The organism is Pseudomonas sp. AO-1, from assembly GCF_019775695.1.
In the GTDB taxonomy this organism is placed as follows: Bacteria; Pseudomonadota; Gammaproteobacteria; order Pseudomonadales; family Pseudomonadaceae; genus Aquipseudomonas; species Aquipseudomonas parakoreensis.
Window position 1 is genome coordinate 6,515,942 of sequence record NZ_CP079947.1, and the last position, 18,195, is coordinate 6,534,136.

The 18,195-nt window shown below is 62.2% G+C and carries 10 protein-coding genes; 7 read left to right on the forward strand and 3 right to left on the reverse strand.

Annotated features, from left to right (window positions below; all coding sequences use genetic code 11):
- Positions 1-35: 35 nt before the first annotated feature.
- The 3 genes from KVQ82_RS29790 to KVQ82_RS29800 form a co-directional block, all read right to left on the reverse strand.
- Positions 36-7,346 (reverse strand): Ig-like domain-containing protein, encoded by a 7,311-nt coding sequence (locus KVQ82_RS29790; RefSeq protein ID WP_222017392.1) that lies wholly within the window; start codon positions 7,344-7,346, stop codon positions 36-38.
- Positions 7,347-7,399: 53 nt separating this feature from the next.
- Complete coding sequence (locus KVQ82_RS29795; protein WP_047290731.1) at positions 7,400-8,245, reverse strand: sulfotransferase; 846 nt, start codon at positions 8,243-8,245, stop codon at positions 7,400-7,402.
- Between the two features lie 138 nt (positions 8,246-8,383).
- Positions 8,384-9,979, reverse strand: coding sequence for a glycosyltransferase family 39 protein (locus KVQ82_RS29800; protein WP_222017394.1), 1,596 nt, complete (start codon positions 9,977-9,979; stop codon positions 8,384-8,386).
- A gap of 241 nt (positions 9,980-10,220) precedes the next feature.
- Between KVQ82_RS29800 and KVQ82_RS29805 the strand changes: the two genes are divergently transcribed.
- From KVQ82_RS29805 to KVQ82_RS29835, 7 genes are all read left to right on the forward strand, one after another.
- Complete coding sequence (locus KVQ82_RS29805; RefSeq protein ID WP_041070954.1) at positions 10,221-10,808, forward strand: phage tail protein; 588 nt, start codon at positions 10,221-10,223, stop codon at positions 10,806-10,808.
- Between the two features lie 56 nt (positions 10,809-10,864).
- The gene (locus tag KVQ82_RS29810; protein WP_222017396.1) at positions 10,865-11,176 is read left to right on the forward strand and encodes a hypothetical protein; all 312 of its coding nucleotides are present in this window, start codon (positions 10,865-10,867) and stop codon (positions 11,174-11,176) included.
- A gap of 200 nt (positions 11,177-11,376) precedes the next feature.
- On the forward strand, positions 11,377-13,443 hold the full coding sequence (locus KVQ82_RS29815; protein WP_222017399.1) for a type VI secretion system tip protein VgrG: 2,067 nt from the start codon (positions 11,377-11,379) through the stop codon (positions 13,441-13,443).
- On the forward strand, positions 13,440-14,297 hold the full coding sequence (locus KVQ82_RS29820) for a DUF4123 domain-containing protein (RefSeq protein ID WP_222017401.1): 858 nt from the start codon (positions 13,440-13,442) through the stop codon (positions 14,295-14,297). The genes KVQ82_RS29815 and KVQ82_RS29820 overlap by 4 nt, the downstream gene beginning before the upstream one ends.
- 35 nt (positions 14,298-14,332) lie before the next feature.
- The gene (locus KVQ82_RS29825) at positions 14,333-15,067 is read left to right on the forward strand and encodes a hypothetical protein (protein WP_222019465.1); all 735 of its coding nucleotides are present in this window, start codon (positions 14,333-14,335) and stop codon (positions 15,065-15,067) included.
- Between the two features lie 99 nt (positions 15,068-15,166).
- Positions 15,167-15,892, forward strand: a complete 726-nt coding sequence (locus tag KVQ82_RS29830) for a hypothetical protein (protein WP_222019466.1) — start codon at positions 15,167-15,169, stop codon at positions 15,890-15,892.
- A 12-nt stretch (positions 15,893-15,904) separates the two neighbouring features.
- Complete coding sequence (locus KVQ82_RS29835; RefSeq protein ID WP_222017402.1) at positions 15,905-18,088, forward strand: lipase family protein; 2,184 nt, start codon at positions 15,905-15,907, stop codon at positions 18,086-18,088.
- Positions 18,089-18,195: the final 107 nt, after the last annotated feature.

Consider the following 18,195-nt stretch of genomic DNA (forward strand, 5'->3'; position numbering starts at 1 on the left):
TGGGTGCTGCGCATATTGAGTTGTTGTGTGTGTTATCAGGCCTGCATTTCGCTGATACCGACCTGTTGCAGAGCCGCCGCCAGGTTGTCGACCCGGTGCTGCTCGCTGTCCTTGATCTGTTGCAGTTGCTGGCCCAGGGTCGGCGCGCCGAACACACCGCGCAGGCCCTGGGAAATATCGCCGCCCGTGATCGAATGACGGTCGAAGGCATTCAGCGAATCGCGCTCTGCGGCGCTGTCCTGATGGAACAGGCTCGACAGCGTGCTGCTGCCGAACACCCCGCCATCGCCACCGCCAAACCCGAGGAAGCCATGGCCGGAACCATCGCCGCCGCTGTCGCTGCTGGTGAAAACCTGGGCGATGAAGCTCGGGCTCAGGGCGCCGTGGTTGATGAAAATGTCACCCAGCGGACGGATGCCGTTGCCGATCACCCGTTGTTCGAACAACGGCGCGAAGGTCAGCGGTGAGCCGAGGTCGCCGGTGGGCGGTGTGAAGATGAGCGGTTGCAGCGGGACGTTCGGCGCCGGTGGTGGCACGACGGGGTCGCTGCTGCGGAACTCCGGATCCGGCGGCACCACCACCAACGGCGAGGTCGGTGTCACCGGCGGTACGACCACCGGCACCGTATTGATCACGTAGTTCCCGGACTGACTGATCCCGCTGCCGCTGTTGCCCGACTGGTCACTGACCCCGGCCGTGTTGATGCTGATTGCATTGCTGGCGCTGTTGACGTTGGCGGTCGGCGTCAGGGTCGCGGTCCAGGTCTTGCCACCGTCGCTGCTGCTCAGGTTGGACAAGGTGCCATTGGCCACGCTGAGGTCCGCCAGATCGAAACCGCTGACCGCTTCGTTGAAGGTGATGATCACCTGCGAAGTCTGGCCGAGACCCAGATTCGGGTTGGCCACCACGACCGTGGCGGTCGGGCGCTCACTGTCGAGGGCATAGTTGTTCGACACCGCCACCGTGCTGCCGGCATTGCCTGCCAGGTCGGTGACGTTGCTGGTGTCCAGCGCGATGAAGTTGCTCGGGTCGGTCACGTTCGCGGTCGGGGTGAAAGTCGCGGTCCAGGTCTTGCCGCCATCGCTGCTGCTCAGGTTGCTCAGGTCGCCGTTGGTCACGCTCAGGTCGGACAGGTCGAAATTGCTCACCGACTCGCTGAAGGTGAAGGTCACCGTGGTGGTCTGGCCGATGCCCAGATGCGGATTGGCAACCACGATGTTCACCGTCGGCCGGGTTGCATCGAGGATGTAGTTGTTGGAGATGGCGATGCTCGCGCCGAGGTTGCCGGCCAGATCCTGGACGCCGGCGGTGTCGATCAGGATCAGGTTGGTCGGGTCGTTGACGCCGGCTGTCGGGGTGAAAGTCGCCGTCCAGGTGATGCCGCCGTCGCTGCTGGCCAGGTTCGACAGCGCACCATTGGCGACGCTGATGTCCGACAGATCGAAACCGATCACCGCCTCGCTGAAGGTGATGGTCACGGTGGTGGTTTCGCCGATGCCCAGGCGGTTGTCGGCGACCACGATGGTGGCGGTCGGCAGCGCGGTGTCGAGGGCGAAGTTGTTGGAATCGGTAATGCCGATACCGCTGTTGCCTGAGACGTTGGTCACTCCGGCATTGTTCAGGCTGATCAGGTTGGTCGCGTCAGTGACATTGGCGGTCGGGGTGAAGGTCGCCGTCCAGGTGACACCGCCGTCGCTGCTGCTGACATTGCTCAACGTGCCATTGGCGATGGTCAGGTCGCTGTTGTCGAAACCGCTCACCGCTTCGCTGAAGGTGATGGTCACCAGCGAGGTTTCCCCGGCCTTGAGTGAAGTGTCGGCAACCACGATGGTGGAAGTCGGCACCTGAGTCTGCACCTGATAGTTGGCGGAGTTGGTGGTGCCGGTGCCGGTGTTGCCGGCCAGGTCGGTAATACCGGTGTTGTTCAGGACAATCAGGTTGGTGAGATCGGTGACACCAATGTTCGGCGTGAACGTGGCCGTCCAGGTGATGCCGCCGTCGCTCGACGCGACATTGCTCAAGGTGCCGTTGGCGACGCTCAGGTCGGCATTGTCGAATCCGGTCACGGCCTCGCTGAAGGTGATGGTCACCAACGCGGTTTCACCGGGACGCAGGTCGCTGTCGGCCATGACAATGGTCGCCGTCGGACGCTGACTGTCGACCGCATAGTTGTTGGAATCGGTGGAGCCGCTGCCGGCGTTGCCCGCGAGGTCGGCGATGCCGGTGTTGTCCAGGGTGATCAGGTTGGTAGTGTCGGTGATGCCCGCCGCCGGCGTGAACGTCGCTGTCCAGGTGATGCCGCCATCACTGCTGCTCACTGCGCTCAACGTGCCGTTGGCGATGGTCAGGTCGGCGTTGGTGAAACCGGTCACCGCTTCGCTGAAAGTGATGGTCACCAGGCTGGTCTGGCCGACGCCGAGTGCGGTGTCAGCCACCACGACAGTGGCGGTCGGGCGCTGGGTGTCGATCGAGTAATTGTTGGAATCGGTGGTGCCGCTGCCGGCATTGCCCGACAGGTTCTGTACGCCGGTGTTGTCCAGGGTGATCAGGTTGGTGGCGTCGGTGATGTTGCTGGTCGGCGTGAACGTGGCCGTCCAGGTGATGCCGCCGTCGCTGCTGCTGACTGCCGACAACGTGCCGTTGGCAATCGTCAGGTCGGCGTTGGTGAAACCGCTCACCGCTTCGCTGAAGGTGATAGTCACCAGCGAGGTATCACCGATTTTCAGCGCGTTGTCGGCAATGATGATGGTCGCAGTCGGCAGCACGGTGTCGATGGTGTAGTTCGGCGAGCTGGTGGTGCCGGTCCCGTTGTTGCCGGCCAGGTCGGCGATGCCGGTGTTGTTCAGGACAATCAGGTTGGTCGCATCGTTGACGCCCACGTTCGGCGTGAACGTCGCCGTCCAGGTGATGCCGCCGTCGCTCGACGCGACATTGCTCAAGGTGCCGTTGGCGACGCTCAGGTCGGCGTTGTCAAAACCGGTCACGGCTTCGCTGAAGGTAATGGTGACCAGCGAGGTTTCTCCGGCACTCAGGCTGCTGTCGGAGAGCACGATGGTGGCGGTCGGGCGCTGGCTGTCGACGGCATAGATGTTGGAGTCGGTGGTGCCGCTGCCGGCGTTGCCCGCGAGGTCGGCGATGCCGGTGTTGTCCAGGGTGATCACATTGCTGGTGTCGGTAATCCCTGCCGCCGGAGTGAAGGTCGCTGTCCAGGTGATGCCGCCATCACTGCTGCTCACTGCGCTCAACGTGCCGTTGGCGATGGTCAGGTCGGCGTTGGTGAAACCGGTCACCGCTTCGCTGAACGTGATGGTCACCAGGCTGGTCTGGCCGACGCCGAGTGCGGTGTCAGCCACCACGATAGTGGCAGTCGGGCGCTGGGTGTCGATCGAGTAATTGTTGGAATCGGTGGTGCCGCTGCCGGCATTGCCCGACAGGTTCTGTACGCCGGTGTTGTCCAGGGTGATCAGGTTGGTGGCGTCGGTGATGTTGGTAGTCGGCGTGAACGTGGCCGTCCAGGTGATGCCGCCGTCGCTGCTGCTCACCGCCGTCAACGTACCGTTGGCGATGGTCAGGTCAGCATTGGTGAAGCCGGTCACGGCTTCGCTGAAGGTGATGGTCACCAGCGAGGACTCGCCGATTTTCAGGCTGGGGTCGGACACGATGATGGTCGCGGTCGGCACCACGGTGTCGATGGTGTAATTGTTGGAGTTGGTGGTACCGCTACCGGCGTTACCCGCGAGGTCGGCGATGCCGGTGTTGGCCAGCGTGATCAGGTTGGTCGCGTCGTTGACGCCCAAGTTCGGGGTGAACGTCGCCGTCCAGGTGATGCCGCCATCGCTGCTGCTCACCGCCGTCAACGTACCGTTGGCGATGGTCAGGTCAGCGTTGGTGAAACCGCTCACCGCTTCGCTGAACGTGATGGTCACCAGCGAAGTTTCACCGGCCGTGAGATTGCTGTCGGCGACCACAATGGTCGCGGTCGGGCGCTGGGTGTCGATGGCGTAGTTGTTGGAGTCGGTGGTGCCGCTGCCGGCATTGCCCGCCAGGTCGGCGATACCGGTGTTGTCCAGGGTAATCAGGTTGGTGGTGTCGGTGACGCTGGCACTCGGCGTGAACGTCGCGGTCCAGGTGATGCCGCCGTCGCTGCTGCTCACCGCACTCAGCGTGCCGTTGGCGATGGTCAGGTCGGCGTTGGTGAAACCGGTCACCGCTTCGCTGAACGTGATGGTCACCAGCGAGGTTTCACCGATCCGCAGGTTGTTGTCGGCCACCACGATGGTCGCGGTCGGGCGCACGGTATCGATGGCGTAGTTGTTGGAGTCGGTGGTCCCGCTGCCGGCGTTGCCGTTCAGATCCGCGATGCCGGTGTTGTTCAGGGTGATCAGGTTGGTCGCGTCGGTGATGCTGGCGGTCGGCGTGAAGGTCGCCGTCCAGGTAATGCCGCCGTCGCTGCTGCTGACCGCCGTCAAGGTGCCGTTGGCAATCGTCAGGTCGGCGTTGGTGAAGCCGGTCACGGCTTCGCTGAAGGTGATGGTCACCAGCGAGGTTTCACCGATCCGCAGGTTGTTGTCGGCCACCACGATGGTCGCGGTCGGACGCGCGGTGTCGATGGCGTAGTTGTTGGAATTGGTGGTACCACTGCCGGCATTGCCAGCCAGATCGACGACCCCGGTGTTATCCAGGGTGATCAGGTTGGTGGTGTCGGTGATGCTGTTGGTCGGCGTGAGCGTGGCGGTCCAGGTGATGCCGCCGTCACTGCTGCTCAGGCCGCTCAGGCTGCCGTTGGCCACGGTGAGGTCGGCGGTGGTGAAGCCGCTGACCGCTTCGCTGAAGGTGATGGTCACCAGCGAGGTTTCACCGACCGCCAAGTTGGTGTCGGCCACCACAATGGTCGCCGTCGGCCGCACGGTATCGATCACGTAGTTGGCCGAATCCGTCGTGCCGCTGCCGGCGTTGCCAGCGAGGTCGGCGATACCGGTGTTGTCCAGGGTGATCAGGTTGGTGGTGTCGGTGATGCTGGCGGTCGGAGTGAAGGTCCCGGTCCAGGTGATACCGCCGTCACTGCTGCTCACCGCGCTCAGCGTGCCGTTGGCGATTGTCAGGTCGGCGTTGGTGAAACCGGTCACGGCTTCACTGAAGGTGAAAGTCACCAGCGAGGTATCGCCGATCTTCAACGCCGTATCGGACATCACGATGGTCACGGTCGGGCGCGCGGTATCGATCGCGTAATTGACGGAGCTGGTGGTGCCGACGCCCGCCACGCCGTCGCTGATCGCGGTCACCCCGGTGTTGTCAAGGGTGATCAGGTTGGTGGCGTCGGTGAGGTTGTTGGTCGGAGTGAACGTCGCGGTCCAGGTCAGACCGCCGTCGCTGCTGCTGACCGCTGTCAGCGTTCCGTTGGCAATGGTCAGGTCGGCGTTGGTGAAACCGCTCACCGCCCGGCTGAAGGTAATGGTCACCAGCGAGGTTTCGCCGATTTTCAGGGCCGTGTCGGCCATCACGATGGTCGCGGTCGGTGGCTCCACATAAGCGGTATTGAGTGTGCCGCCATTGTTGTAGATTGCCGCGAAGGCCAACGGTACAGAGCCCGTCACGCCGCCGCCCAGCTCTGCACCACCGGAGCCGCTGCCAGCCGCGTTACCGCTGATGGCGCTGAAGTTGGCGGCGGTGATCAGGACCGTGCCGCCCTGGTTCCAGATCGCACCGACACCCCGTCCGCCGTCGCCACCGTTCAGGTTGTTGCTGCCCTGGCCGCTACCGCCGCCGCCACCGCCGCCCGCGCCGATGTTATTGCTGATGACCGAGGTGCCGACGATTTTCAACGTACCGGTCGAGGCGTTGTAAATCCCGCCGGCCGCATTGCCACCGACGCCGCCAACCTTGTCCCAACCGGAGCCGCCACCGCCGCCGCCGATGGAAATCGTGCCGTTGTTGGCTGTGCCGCCATTGCCGCCGTTGCTGTAATAGGACACACCCACGCCACCGGCACCGCCGACGGTGGAGCCGCCGCGCCCGCCCATGTGCGTTGCATCGTAGCCTCCGCCATAGCCACCCACGCCACCGCTGCCGGCCTGGCCGCCCAACGTTCCGGTGCCCGGCCCGGCCGTACCGCCATGGCCGCCGCCCTGACCACCAAGGCCGCCGCCACCGCCACCACCGCCGCCGTAGTTGGCACCCGTGACACCGCCGCCACCGCCGCCACCGGCCGCCGCGTTACCCGTTACCGAAACGTTGTTCAGCGTGAGAATACCGGCGTTGAAAATCCCGCCGCCCATGGCGCCGGTTGCCCCGTAGCCGCCATTGCCGCCGTTGCCAGAGACCAGACCCCGGGTAATCACCAGACCATCGAGGGTCACGGTGTTGCCGGAGGTGATTTCTACCACTCGGGTCTTGTACTGGCCATCGAGGGTGACGTCCGCGACGCCGTCGTTGTTCAGGTCGCCATCGACGGTGATGTTCTTGTTGATCAGCAGCTCAGAGGTGAGCTGTACCGTCATGCTGGTGCCGAAGGTCACGATGTCGCCGTTCTGCGCCGACGCCAGCGCTGCGCGCAGCGAGCCGACCCCGGTGTTCGCGTTGTTGGTGGCGGTCCACGTGGCGAGGCCCCACTGATACTCGCTCATCGACAGGGTCGACAGCACGTTGGCGCTCTCGATCTTGCCCGTGGCGATTTCCAGATCCCAGTCGCCGCCCACGCCGGTGCGGTTGTTCGAGGCGGCTACATCGCGGCCGGTCAATTGTGCCAGCGAGTCAACGAAGCTCAGGCCTCGGTCGCCCTCGGCGGTGTAGCAGCCGTAAATGAGGATGTCGCCGCCAACGTTCATGTCCTTGCCGATGTCCGCCAGCACTGCACTGCGTTGCGCGACGTTGTCGGCCGACAGATAGCTGTTGCCGAGCCACAGGTCACCGGCGTTGCCGTGAGCGATGATCTGCACCGAGCTGACGCCCGAATGCTGGTCGAGATAATCGGCGATCTGCTGCAAGCCGTCCTTGCTTGCATCGAGCTTGACCACTTGCGCGCCGGGGGCGACGCCTTTGAGCAGGCTGTCGGCATCCTTGACCCGGGCATCGACGAACACCACGCTCTGGCCAGGTACCGCGACAGGACTGGCAGCCGGCGTGGCATCGGCCTGGCCGTGGGTGTCTTTGCTGGCCACCGGATGATCGGCCGTCGGTGCCTTGGCCGCGTCGGCGGCGGGATGACTGTCGGCCTGGGCGGCGGTGTCAGCGACCGTGGCTGCGACGGCACCGTCGAACAGCATGCGCGGTTCCAGCGACATGATCAGCGGCGCAGCCAGCGTCCGTTGGCCTTCGGTTACCCGCGACTTTTGCTTGCTCCACCACATGTTGCTCACCCGGACTCGAACAGTTGTAAACGCATCAATGAAAAACGCCGCGATCAACTGATCGCGGCGTCGGACTTCATACGAATCACATTGGCAGCGCTGGCTGAGCCATCGAGCCAAAAGGACAGATCGGCGTATTGCTTGAACAGGTCCGGCGGTAGAATCGTGCGCCGGGACTGCAGGGCAACCTTGGGTTTGACCTTGTGCAGGCCGGCCACACCCAGCGCCTGGTCGAACGCCGGCGCGTCATAGGCCAGGTGTTCGAAATCGTGCTCGAACCAGGGCTCGCCGATGAAGTCGTAGACCAGCCGCAGCACCCGCTCCGGGGCCTGGGTCAACAAGTCGTAATCAACGATCAGCAGCGAATCGGCGTGCTCGCCGTAATAGGCTTCCTTGAGCGCCGCCCAGGCAAAACCGACCAGACGATTGCGCTGGGCCAGGGTTTCGCAGCGGCTGTAGACGGTGTTGCGCTCGACAGCATCGCCGAACAGCTTGGTGTTTTCATAAGGGTTGGCGCGGTACAACCGTTCCAGGCTGTCCATCACCCAGGCGACGTTGCGCACGCAGGCAATGACTTTGGCTTTGGGGAACAGATCGCTGATGGCCGGCAGGCGCGAACTCCACTGCCGGTTGGTGTCGAACACCACCGGTTTGTCAGCCTTGTCGGCGTAGTAGGCATCGAACAGTCCGCGCAGCAGGCGCCGGCGCATGTCGGTGTCGATCACCGCGCCGAATTCGCTGCCGGCGCTGCATTGTTCAAGGACACCGGAAAACAGCGCGCCGACCGGGCTGGTCATGCCGGCATGAAAGCGCGGGTTCTGCAGAAGAATCGCAGAAAGCAGGGTGGAACCTGAGCGCGGCAAGCCGGAGATAAAGTGGAATTGCTGCAATCCCTTCACCCTACTTTGTAAGTCCTTTTGTCCGACGAGCGTAGTCCAACAATACCCTTTCGACTAGTAGTGTTTTGATATCAAAATAGAGCAAAACGGACTATGAAAGTCCGTTTTAATCGCGAAAAAAATGGTGAAGCGTTTAAGTCATTTCTCCGTCGTCCCGTTATCAGTGGTCAACGAAAAAAGTCGCGCATTTGCGCCACCGGCATGGGTCTGATCACGCAGTTGCCAGGTCGTCGGCAAGGGACGGAATGGGTCAGGCACGTCCACGTCCAGATCGCCGATCAACCAGACCCGGGCACTGCCCTTGGGCAGGTCACCGAGCCGATCCAGATAGACCTCCTCGGACACCAGGGTGCCAAAACCGTAGTGATTCGGGCGCGTCGAGCGACCATCGGCGGCGGGCGGGGTATACAGACGCACCTGAGCGTCAGTGCGATTGTAGTAGACGTAACTGAGGTACCAGAGCATGTCGCTGGTGACGATCCGGTCACCGCTGACGAAATGCCGGTTGATGTAATCGACCATGACGTTGAACTGATCGTGCGGGTCGACCGTGGCGTTGGTGTTCACCCCCACCAACTCAACCCCGACCCATGACACCAGGATCGCCACCGCCAGCACACGAGCGCGGCGGTACAACCGGTCAATGGCCAGCGCCGCCAGCATCGGCAACCCCAGCGCATAGGCTGTCAGGTAACGCTCGATGAACACCGGGCTGATGAAGGACACCGCGAACACCAGCAACAACGGCATACCGGTGTAAAGCGCCAGCAAGACGCTGCCATGGTTCACGCTGCGGTCGCGGGCCACGGCCACGCCCGCCAGCGCCAGCAAGGCCAGCGGTACGCCGCAGAACAGCAGCAAGGGGAGATGCTCGCCGTCGTCCTGAATCAACCAGAGCCAGATCATCGACGGCAGCGAGGACAGGGTCACCGGATCTTCCCAGCCCACGTCGCCACCGACCTTGAGTTCTTCCATGTGTTGCGTCAGATCAAGCAGGTTCGGCAACCACGGCAGGTAGAGCACGACGATGGCCAGATTGGCGAGCCACCAGTCCTTGCGCTGGATATGCCGCAGGCGATAACCCGGCAGCAGGCGAATCAGCCCCAGATACAGCCAATGGCTCAGCGCGGCCAGCACTGCAAAGTAGTGGGTGTACAACGCCGCGCTCATCAGCAATGCATAGATCACCAGATACCGCCGGCGCTGCGAGCGTCTGACCCAGCAGATCAGCGCCAGTGTGGAACCGATCAGGAGCAAGCCGAGCAGCGAGTACATGCGCACTTCCTGGCTGTAGCGCACCGCCGTCGGCAGCAACGCCAACAGCACCCCGGCAATGATCGCGGCGCGGCGGGTGGCCAGGCGATCGACCAGGCAGACACCCAGCCCGACCGTGGCGATGCCAGCCACGGCGCTGAGGCTGCGAATCGACAGGATGCCTTCACCGAACAACCCGATCCAGCCATGCAGCAGCATGAAATACAACGGCGGATGCACGTCGAACGCCGCGTGCTGCCAAATACCGGTCAGCGAATAGCGCGCCAGCAGCAGGCTTGAGCCTTCGTCGCCCCAGATCGCGGCAGCGGTCAGGTCATAAAAACGCACCACCGTCGCCAACAACAGAATCGGTATCAGCCACTGCTGGCGAGCCCAGCGCCATAGACGCCGGACACCGGCATTCGGTGCGGCAAACGGGTCCTGGGTATCCCCCAGCGGAGTCTCGCGACGCGCTTCCATCAACCTTCCCTTACAGATTTACCGAATCACAACCAGCATCACTCATTGCGCACACTGTAGGCCAGAGGCGAAGTCGACGCGCGGCCATGACGACGTCCGGCAAGTCCGCTGATCCGGGTCTACGCTACGGCGTGGCGTGACCTGCCCGCGCAAATGCAAGGCGTCAGCACAGCCTGTGTACCTGCCCTGCAACTAGGCTACCGCGCGGCGCGCCGACCACATAACAGAAGGATGAGGAACCATGGAAGTCTTTATGGGTACGATTCAACCGTTCGCCTTCAACTTCGCCCCCAGTGGCTGGGCCTTGTGCAACGGACAAATCCTGAGCATCTCGCAATACCAGGCATTGTTCGCCTTGCTGGGCACCTACTACGGCGGCAACGGCACGACCAATTTTCAGTTGCCCAACCTGCAAGGTCGGGTGCCGGTGGCACAGGGTAACGGACAGGGGCTGACGCCGCGTGTCATCGGTCAGGTGTATGGCACAGAAAACGTAACGGCTACGATCGCCAACATGCCCAACCACACCCACGCGATGACCGGTCTTTCCGCCAACACCGCCCTGCAACTGGCGGTGCCTGCAAGCAATCCGGCGACCGTACCCACCGCCACCAACTCGTACATCGGCGCGTCCGGCGGCGGCCCTGGCTCGGCGAACATCTATTCCGATGCCCAAGGTGCCACACCGGTTCCCATCAAAGGCCTGACCACCACGGTCACCGGGGACATTTCCTCCACGGGCGGCAGTCAGCCGTTATCCATCGTCAACCCCTCTCTGGTCGTCAACTTCAGCGTTGCCCTGAACGGGCTGTTCCCTTCGCGCAACTGAACAAAGGTCGGGGGCCTCACGGCCCCCGGCCGTTCTTTTTTCAACGGAGTCAGATCATGCTGCAAGCGGTTCAGATCCAACACGTCCAGCCGTTGCTCGGACAGCAAAGCACGCTGCACCTGCCAGATGGCACGGCATTGCCGATCCACATCGAGTACCTCAACGAAGTCCCCGCCGCGAAAACCCGCTACAGCGAGCGCATGCCGTTCTGCCTCGAATTCAACAGCCTGGTGCCGACCGGGTTCGTCGACGGCCTGTGCGCACTGGAGCTGCCGGAACTCGGGCGAGTGGAAGACATTTTCGTGTCACGAGTGCCAGCGATGGGGCGGGATCCGCAACTGGGTTACTTCTGCATGTCCTTCAACTGACCCGCCGGAATCCGCATCGACCAGTGTTTTTGTAACCGCAGTTTGGGAAGCGTCTGACATCATTTCTTCGGCGGCCTTGTTAGCGTTGCACGAAACCGGCTCCGAGACGTTTGTTGCGCGCCAGACCAAGGAAGATCGGCGTGCAAGCGTTGCATCGACGTCCAAGAGCCTGTGCCCCGTCACAGGACAAGGAATAAAGGATGTCGACCACCCGTGCCCGCTTCAACCTATTGCTCAACGACGTTAAACACGACCTGCAGGTCCTCTCCTTCACCGGCCACGAATCGATCAGCCAGCCCTATGCGTTCGAAGTTGAACTGGTCAGCGAACGAGCGAACCTGCGTCTTGAAAGCTTCATGCACCAACAGGCATTCCTCGCATTCGACCTCGAAGGCCATGGTATCCACGGCGTGGTCAATCGCATCGCCCGCGGCGATCGCGGCAAACGGCTGACGCGCTATAGCCTGACCCTGGTACCCCGTCTGGCGTATCTGCAACATCGCTGCAATCAGCGGATTTTCCAGCAGATGAGCGTGCCGCAAATCATCACCCGGATTCTTGCGGACAACGGCATTCACCGTGACCTGCACCGGTTTCATCTGGGGGCCGACTATCCGCCACGCGACTATTGCGTGCAGGCGGAGTCGGATCTGCACTTCATCCAGCGGCTGTGTCAGGAAGAAGGCATTCACTACCACTTCCAGCACAGTCGCGAAAAACACCTGCTGGTGCTGGGTGACGACCAGACGGTCTTTCCCAGGCTGGATCGTCCCACAGCCTATCGCCAGGACACCGGCATGGTTGCCCAGACACCAGCGATCAACGCCTTTGAGGTGCGCATGGAAACCCGCCCCACGGCAACCGTGCGGCGTGATCACGACTTTCGCAAAACCCGCTTTCTGCTGGAGGCCACTCACCGCGCCGACAGTGACGCGGCCCGGCCGGCGCTTGAGGATTATCGCTACCCCGGGCGCTTCACCGACGGCGCGCGGGGCAAGCAATTGACCCGCCGCGCCCTGGAAAGTCATCGCGTCGACTACTTGCAGGCCCAAGGCCAAAGCGATCAGCCAGGCCTGGTGACGGGTCATTTCCTGGCGATCAGTGAGCATCCCTGCGAGGACACCAACGGGTTGTGGCTGCTGACCGAAGTCAATCATCGCGGCAAACAACCCGCAGTGCTGGAGGAAACGCTGAGTGCGGTGAATACCGCGGCAGACGACGGCTTCGTTGAAGGCTACCGGAACGATTTCGTCGCCACGCCATGGGAGGTGATCTACCGCCCACCGCCATCGTTCGTGAAGCCGCGAATCTTCGGCAGCCAGACCGCCGTGGTGACCGGCCCCGTGGACGAAGAGATCCATTGCGATGCGTTCGGGCGGGTCAAGGTGCAGTTCTACTGGGACCGCGAAGGCAACCACGACGACCACAGCAGTTGCTGGCTGCGGCTGGCCTCGAACTGGGCCGGCAGCGCCCACGGCAGCTTGACGCTGCCCCGGGTCGGCATGGAGGTGCTGGTCAGTTTTCTCGACGGTGATCCCGATCACCCGGTAGTCAGCGGCTGCCTGATCAACAGCGCCAACCCGGCGCCCTATGAACTGCCGGAACACAAGACCCGCAGCGTGTTTCGCTCACGCAGTTCACCGGACAACGGCGGTTTCAACGAGTTGCACGTGGAAGATCGCGCCGGTCGCGAACTGATTTACCTGCGCGCCCAGCGCGACCTCGAACACAAGGTGGAAAACGACAGCCGCCTGGACGTCGGCAACCAGCGCCACGAAACCATCAAGGGCCACAGCATCAGCGTGTTGCAGGCCGAAGAACAGCGCACCGTGCACGGCGACCGCAAAACCCGGCTGTATGCCAGCGACCACTTGCACGTCAGCGGTGACAGCCATAGCCGGGTCGATCAACTGCAGGCGATCGAGGCCGGTCGGCAAATCCACCTCAACGCCGGCGATCATCTGGTGCTCAACGCCGGCAACAGCATCAGCCTCACGGTCGGTGGCGAGCATCTGGTGATCAGTCACGGTGGCATTTTCAGCAGCAGTGCCATTCAGCTCGGCGGCAATCCCAAGGCGGTTGCGTCGGCGCGGGCTGCGATGCCCGACGGCGTCGACGACTTGGCGGCCCCATCTCGATTGCCACCCGTGCTGGCGTCCACGCAACTCGCGCTGCTGGCGGCCAGCAACGCCATGGGCGCGACATTCTGCCCACTGTGTGAAGCCTGCCGCGATGGCGTCTGTCTGCCACGGGAGAACGTCGCATGAACGACGCATTTGCGCGCAGCTGGCTGAGCGGTCAATTCGCTTCAGGGCACGGCCTGTACCTGCTGCTGGACTCACAGCCGCCACAACGGGAAACCCGGCAGACGCTGCTGCAAACCAGCGACTTCGAGCATTACCGCATCCTCTACAAAGACACACCCGCCGCCGAACTGGCGGACAACGGGCCGTTTGTCTTCGCCCTGGAGCGGTACGACGACAGGCGCATCGCGCCGTTGCTCGCCAGTCCGGAGAGCAACTGGGGATGGCTGTTCAGCCTGCCGCAAACCTCCCTGTCCGCATGGGTGGAACACTGGCAGCAACGGCTGATTATCGGCGCCCGTCCACATCAGGCGCTGTACCGCTTTCACGACAACCGCGTGCTGGCCCGGACACTGGCGCATCTGCCAAACGGAGACATTGCGGCCTACCTCGGGCCCGCCCTTAGCGTGTGTTACTGGCAGGACACGCAATGGGAAAGCTGCGACAACCCGGCGCCCGGCCGCTATCCACTGCCAGCGTCTCCACCGTGGCTGCAAACACCCGTGCCTGCGGAGCAAACCCGCGAGATTCGCCAGCTTAACGCTCATCGCTATCTGCTGGCCGAGCACGAGCAGGCCTACGCCGACCTCGCCCGCACACAGCCACCGCAAACCTGGCTGCGCGAACGCTTGGCGCAAGCAGATGAGTGGGGTTGGCAGACCCCGCAGCAGCTGGAGTTTCTACTGATTCACAGCTTGCGAGCGCCAGCCAACGGCTTTGACGCGCAGTGGCAAGTGCGCCCGGGGGAAACGCCGCTGGAACACTTTGAACGGGTGAGCCATTGGGTGAAAACGATGGCTGGAGAGGCAACGCAGTGAAACGATTTTTTCAACATGCCGGGTGGGTGGGCTGCATGGGGTTGTTGGCGGGTTGTGTGGCGCGTCCGACGGACAGCTTCACTTTCACGGCTGATTTGCCGCCGGGGTTTGTTTATCAAGCTATCGCCAAATACGAACCCGATGCAGGTGAAACCTGCAGTGTTCCGGACGGCCGCAATACCGCCGTGGGGTACAACCTGCAGTGGCGTGAGAACTACGCGGCCGTTTCTGAAATAGCTATTCGCAGAACCGTGCGCGGTTGCCCGTTGGTGATCCGCAAAATCGATCTGGAGCTCTACTTTGCGTATGGCAAAGACCGCGGGGATTTCGCTTCAGACTATGCCGCCGTGGCCATACGCGGAGAACTTGAAGAAAAGTACAAAGGCACATTCGACAAAACCGGTGAAAGCCGCTTTTACGGCCAGTGTCAGTGGCTGTTCCGCACCTCGGGCAAGCCACGCATCCTGCGAAAACTCCTCGACTGCAAAAAAGCCGATGAGCTTGGCGCGCTAGCACAAGGTCACCCTTTTGCCGCGTACACCGTCGATCAACTGCCGGGAAAAACAGTGCGGATGAAGATCGGGTTGGCGGAGGAGGAAAGGCCCGCCATCGGCAAGACCTGGGTCAAGGTCCCTAACGGCTGGAAGCGCTGCATGGGCGACAACTTCGAAGACCAGGATGCCTTCTGCTTCGGAAATCACACCGATTTCAGCACCTTCCAGATGGTCGATGGCCGCATCTGCACCATCTATCCCGGCTGCACGGAATAAGGAGTGTTCCACATGACGTCATTGGAAAAGGCATTGCACAGTTGCCTCACCGGGCCTCGCTGGCGATGCATCACGGCGCTGGGCGGCTGCTTTGCCCTGATGGCTGGCTGCAAGAGCAGTCCGCCCGACAGCTTCACCTTCACGGCTGATCTGCCGCCGGGGTTCGCCTATGAAGCCATCGCCAAATACGTACCCGCAAAAGGAGAAACCTGCACCGTCCCGGACGGGCGAAATACTGCGGTTGGCTACAACCTGAAATGGCGTGAGCACTACGAGCCGGTTTCAGAAATTGCGATCCACCGGACGGTCAAGGGATGCCCGCTGGTGATCTGGAAGATCGATGTCGAAATCAAGGCTGCATATGGCAAAGGCTGGAGTGACATCAACGGTGACAGCGCAGTGGTCGCTGTACGCGAGGAGCTGGAAGCCCGTTACAAGGGCACCTTTAACGATAAGGCTGAAAGCAACTTTTACGGCCAGTGTCAGTGGCTGTTCCGCACCTCGGGCAAGCCACGCATCCTGCGAAAACTCCTCGACTGCAAAAAAGCCGATGAGCTTGGCGCGCTAGCACAAGGTCACCCTTTTGCCGCGTACACCGTCGATCAACTGCCGGGAAAAACAGTGCGGATGAAGATCGGGTTGGCAGAGGAGGAAAGGCCCGCCATCGGCAAGACCTGGGTCAAGGTCCCTAACGGCTGGAAGCGCTGCATGGGCGACAACTTCGAAGATCAGGATGCCTTCTGCTTCGGCAACCACACCGATTTCAGCACCTTCCAGATGGTCGATGGCCGCATCTGCACCATCTATCCCGGCTGCACGGAATAAGGAGTGTTCCACATGACGTCATTTGAAAAGGAACTGCAATCACCACTCAACAGCCGCATGCTGACCTGCCCGACGCAAGGCAACTGGAGCAGTTTTCAACTGGTCGATGAGTTTGGCTCGGGGGAAGCCTATGAGGGATTGGCCTATGTTGCGGTCGATTCGGAGGGACAAGCATTCAATGGATATCTGGATGCAAAAGGAATTGGCAGAGTCGACAGTTATTGCGCAGGTCCGATTGCCTTACGTTTCGAACAGGCTTATGAGGGGCAGGAGAAGGTCTACTTACGTGTAATGGAGCGGCCCCATTACCCCCTGAAAATCACCGAACTCCAGGTTCGCGCCGAGCAAACCCGTTACCGCAATCCCGGCGCCACCCGTAACCGCGAACAACCCATACCGGATGGAGACGTATACATACAGGTCGAGGTGCGCCACCTGGTCCGGCATGTCGCTCATCTATCACCCGAGGTCTATCGCCACTACCCCGCTGACAGCGGCCTGGCTGCAATCATGGGCAAGCACGCCGAGGTCGGCGTCGCCCTGGCCTCGCGCAAGCACACGGTGCTGGAAGTTCGCGCGTTGCGGGCCTTTCGCCCGATGCTGTCGACGGCGCCGGAGTTCTGCGCACTCAACCTGTATCAACTGGCATTGATGGCCACACTGAGTTACTGCCCTTTTGGCCAGAAACCCGCCGCCGCGCCGATCAAGGAACCCCGGGTGGCCTTCCCTGATCAACCCAGTGTGGGCAACTGGTTCGCCGATGCTCTGGCCAAGTCCGATGAGCTGTGGCGCGTCGATCCCGGGCAAAAGAATGCCTATTACCCCTTGTATGAAGACGTGGCGTATTCGAGAAGGCTGGAAATCGTGCCGTTCGATCCGGTGCTATATGAAGTCAATAACCCGGCTCTGGGTGCGGAACAGGAACACCCAGAGAAAGTCCACTTCCTTGACGACAGGTTCCTCGGTAAAGAAGCGACCGATACCCAGGCATTCATTACTCACAATGACGAACTGATTTTGATCGCGGTGCGTGGGACCTTCGAGATCATTCCTGACGGATTACGCGATGCCGATGCATTACAAGTGCCGTTCGAAGAAGGAGAGGGTCAGGTCCACCGCGGTTTCTATCAGGCAGCAAAAAAAGCTGCGGCATTCGCAATCAGCTATCTAGACCGATTCTACGCCGGCCAAAAACTGATCATCTGCGGCCACAGCCTCGGCGGTGCAATCACCCTGCTGCTCGCGGAAATGCTGCGCCGCAGGTCCGAAGCCTACAACATCCAGCTCTACACCTACGGCGCCCCCCGCGCCGGCGACACGGTCTTCACCCAGGCAGCGGCCCCGCTGGTGCATCACCGCATGGTCAACCACAACGACCCGGTGCCCAGCGTGCCGGGCAGCTGGATGAACACCAAGGCCGAGGTGTACGGGACTGGCGCGACATTGATGTTTACCAACGTGCCGGTCGGGCTGTCGGTGTTCGTCGCGGGCATTACAAACTGGACGGGGGAAGCCTACGATCACCACGGCAGCCTGCATCACGCCATGCCGGTGGAGTTCGGGCGTCAGCAGACGTCTTCGATCCTGTGGCAGCCGGGCTGCGACACCATCACCCAGCACGCGGCGTGCACCCTCGCGTTGCAACAGAAAAACGGCCTGCCGGATCGTCCGGGATTGTTGCGGCAGATCTTCAATGCCGGGCATCACTCGATGGTCGGCGGCTATGTCCCGGCGTGCTGGGCCGCCTTGCGCCGTTGGCAACAGGCGCATGAGGCGAATCGCACGCGGGTCACTGACAGCGAGTTTGAATGGGTCGAGCAAGCGCTGGTGCGCATTACCCGGCAATTGCGCGCCGCCCGCCAGGACCTGCTGGCCCGGCCAGCGGCTTACGTGCGCACCCAGGAGCGCACGATCGAGGCGATCAGCCACGAAGTCAGCCGCATCGAGACCAGCCATGCGCGCCTGAGCGCCCTGCGGCATAAACGGGTCAGCGCAACGGACGTTTATGGCCTGCTCGCCGAACAGCCGGAGCTGCTCGCCGAGTGCGTGCAACGCTGGCGCACGCACCCGGAAAACCTCAAGCAAGAACAACTCGCGCAGGCCCCGGACAACGCCGGCAACGATGCACTGCTGACGTCACTTTACGGGCATACGATCGGTGCGCCGCATACGCTCGATATCGACTCGATCATCTAGACGGCACATCACCCTTGTGGGAGCGAGCCTGCTCGCGAAAGCGCCGTATCAGCCAACAACGATGCTGGATGAACCACCGCCTTCGCGAGCAGGCTCGCTCCCACAGG

Excerpts from the sequence above, each read along its gene's own strand:
- KVQ82_RS29790 (WP_222017392.1), bottom strand. The coding sequence starts at position 7,346 with ATGTGGTGGAGCAAGCAAAAGTCGCGGGTAACCGAAGGCCAACGGACG.
- KVQ82_RS29800 (WP_222017394.1), bottom strand. The coding sequence starts at position 9,979 with ATGGAAGCGCGTCGCGAGACTCCGCTGGGGGATACCCAGGACCCGTTT.
- KVQ82_RS29805 (WP_041070954.1), top strand. The coding sequence starts at position 10,221 with ATGGAAGTCTTTATGGGTACGATTCAACCGTTCGCCTTCAACTTCGCC.
- KVQ82_RS29810 (WP_222017396.1), top strand. The coding sequence starts at position 10,865 with ATGCTGCAAGCGGTTCAGATCCAACACGTCCAGCCGTTGCTCGGACAG.
- KVQ82_RS29815 (WP_222017399.1), top strand. The coding sequence starts at position 11,377 with ATGTCGACCACCCGTGCCCGCTTCAACCTATTGCTCAACGACGTTAAA.
- KVQ82_RS29820 (WP_222017401.1), top strand. The coding sequence starts at position 13,440 with ATGAACGACGCATTTGCGCGCAGCTGGCTGAGCGGTCAATTCGCTTCA.
- KVQ82_RS29825 (WP_222019465.1), top strand. The coding sequence starts at position 14,333 with ATGGGGTTGTTGGCGGGTTGTGTGGCGCGTCCGACGGACAGCTTCACT.
- KVQ82_RS29830 (WP_222019466.1), top strand. The coding sequence starts at position 15,167 with ATGGCTGGCTGCAAGAGCAGTCCGCCCGACAGCTTCACCTTCACGGCT.
- KVQ82_RS29835 (WP_222017402.1), top strand. The coding sequence starts at position 15,905 with ATGACGTCATTTGAAAAGGAACTGCAATCACCACTCAACAGCCGCATG.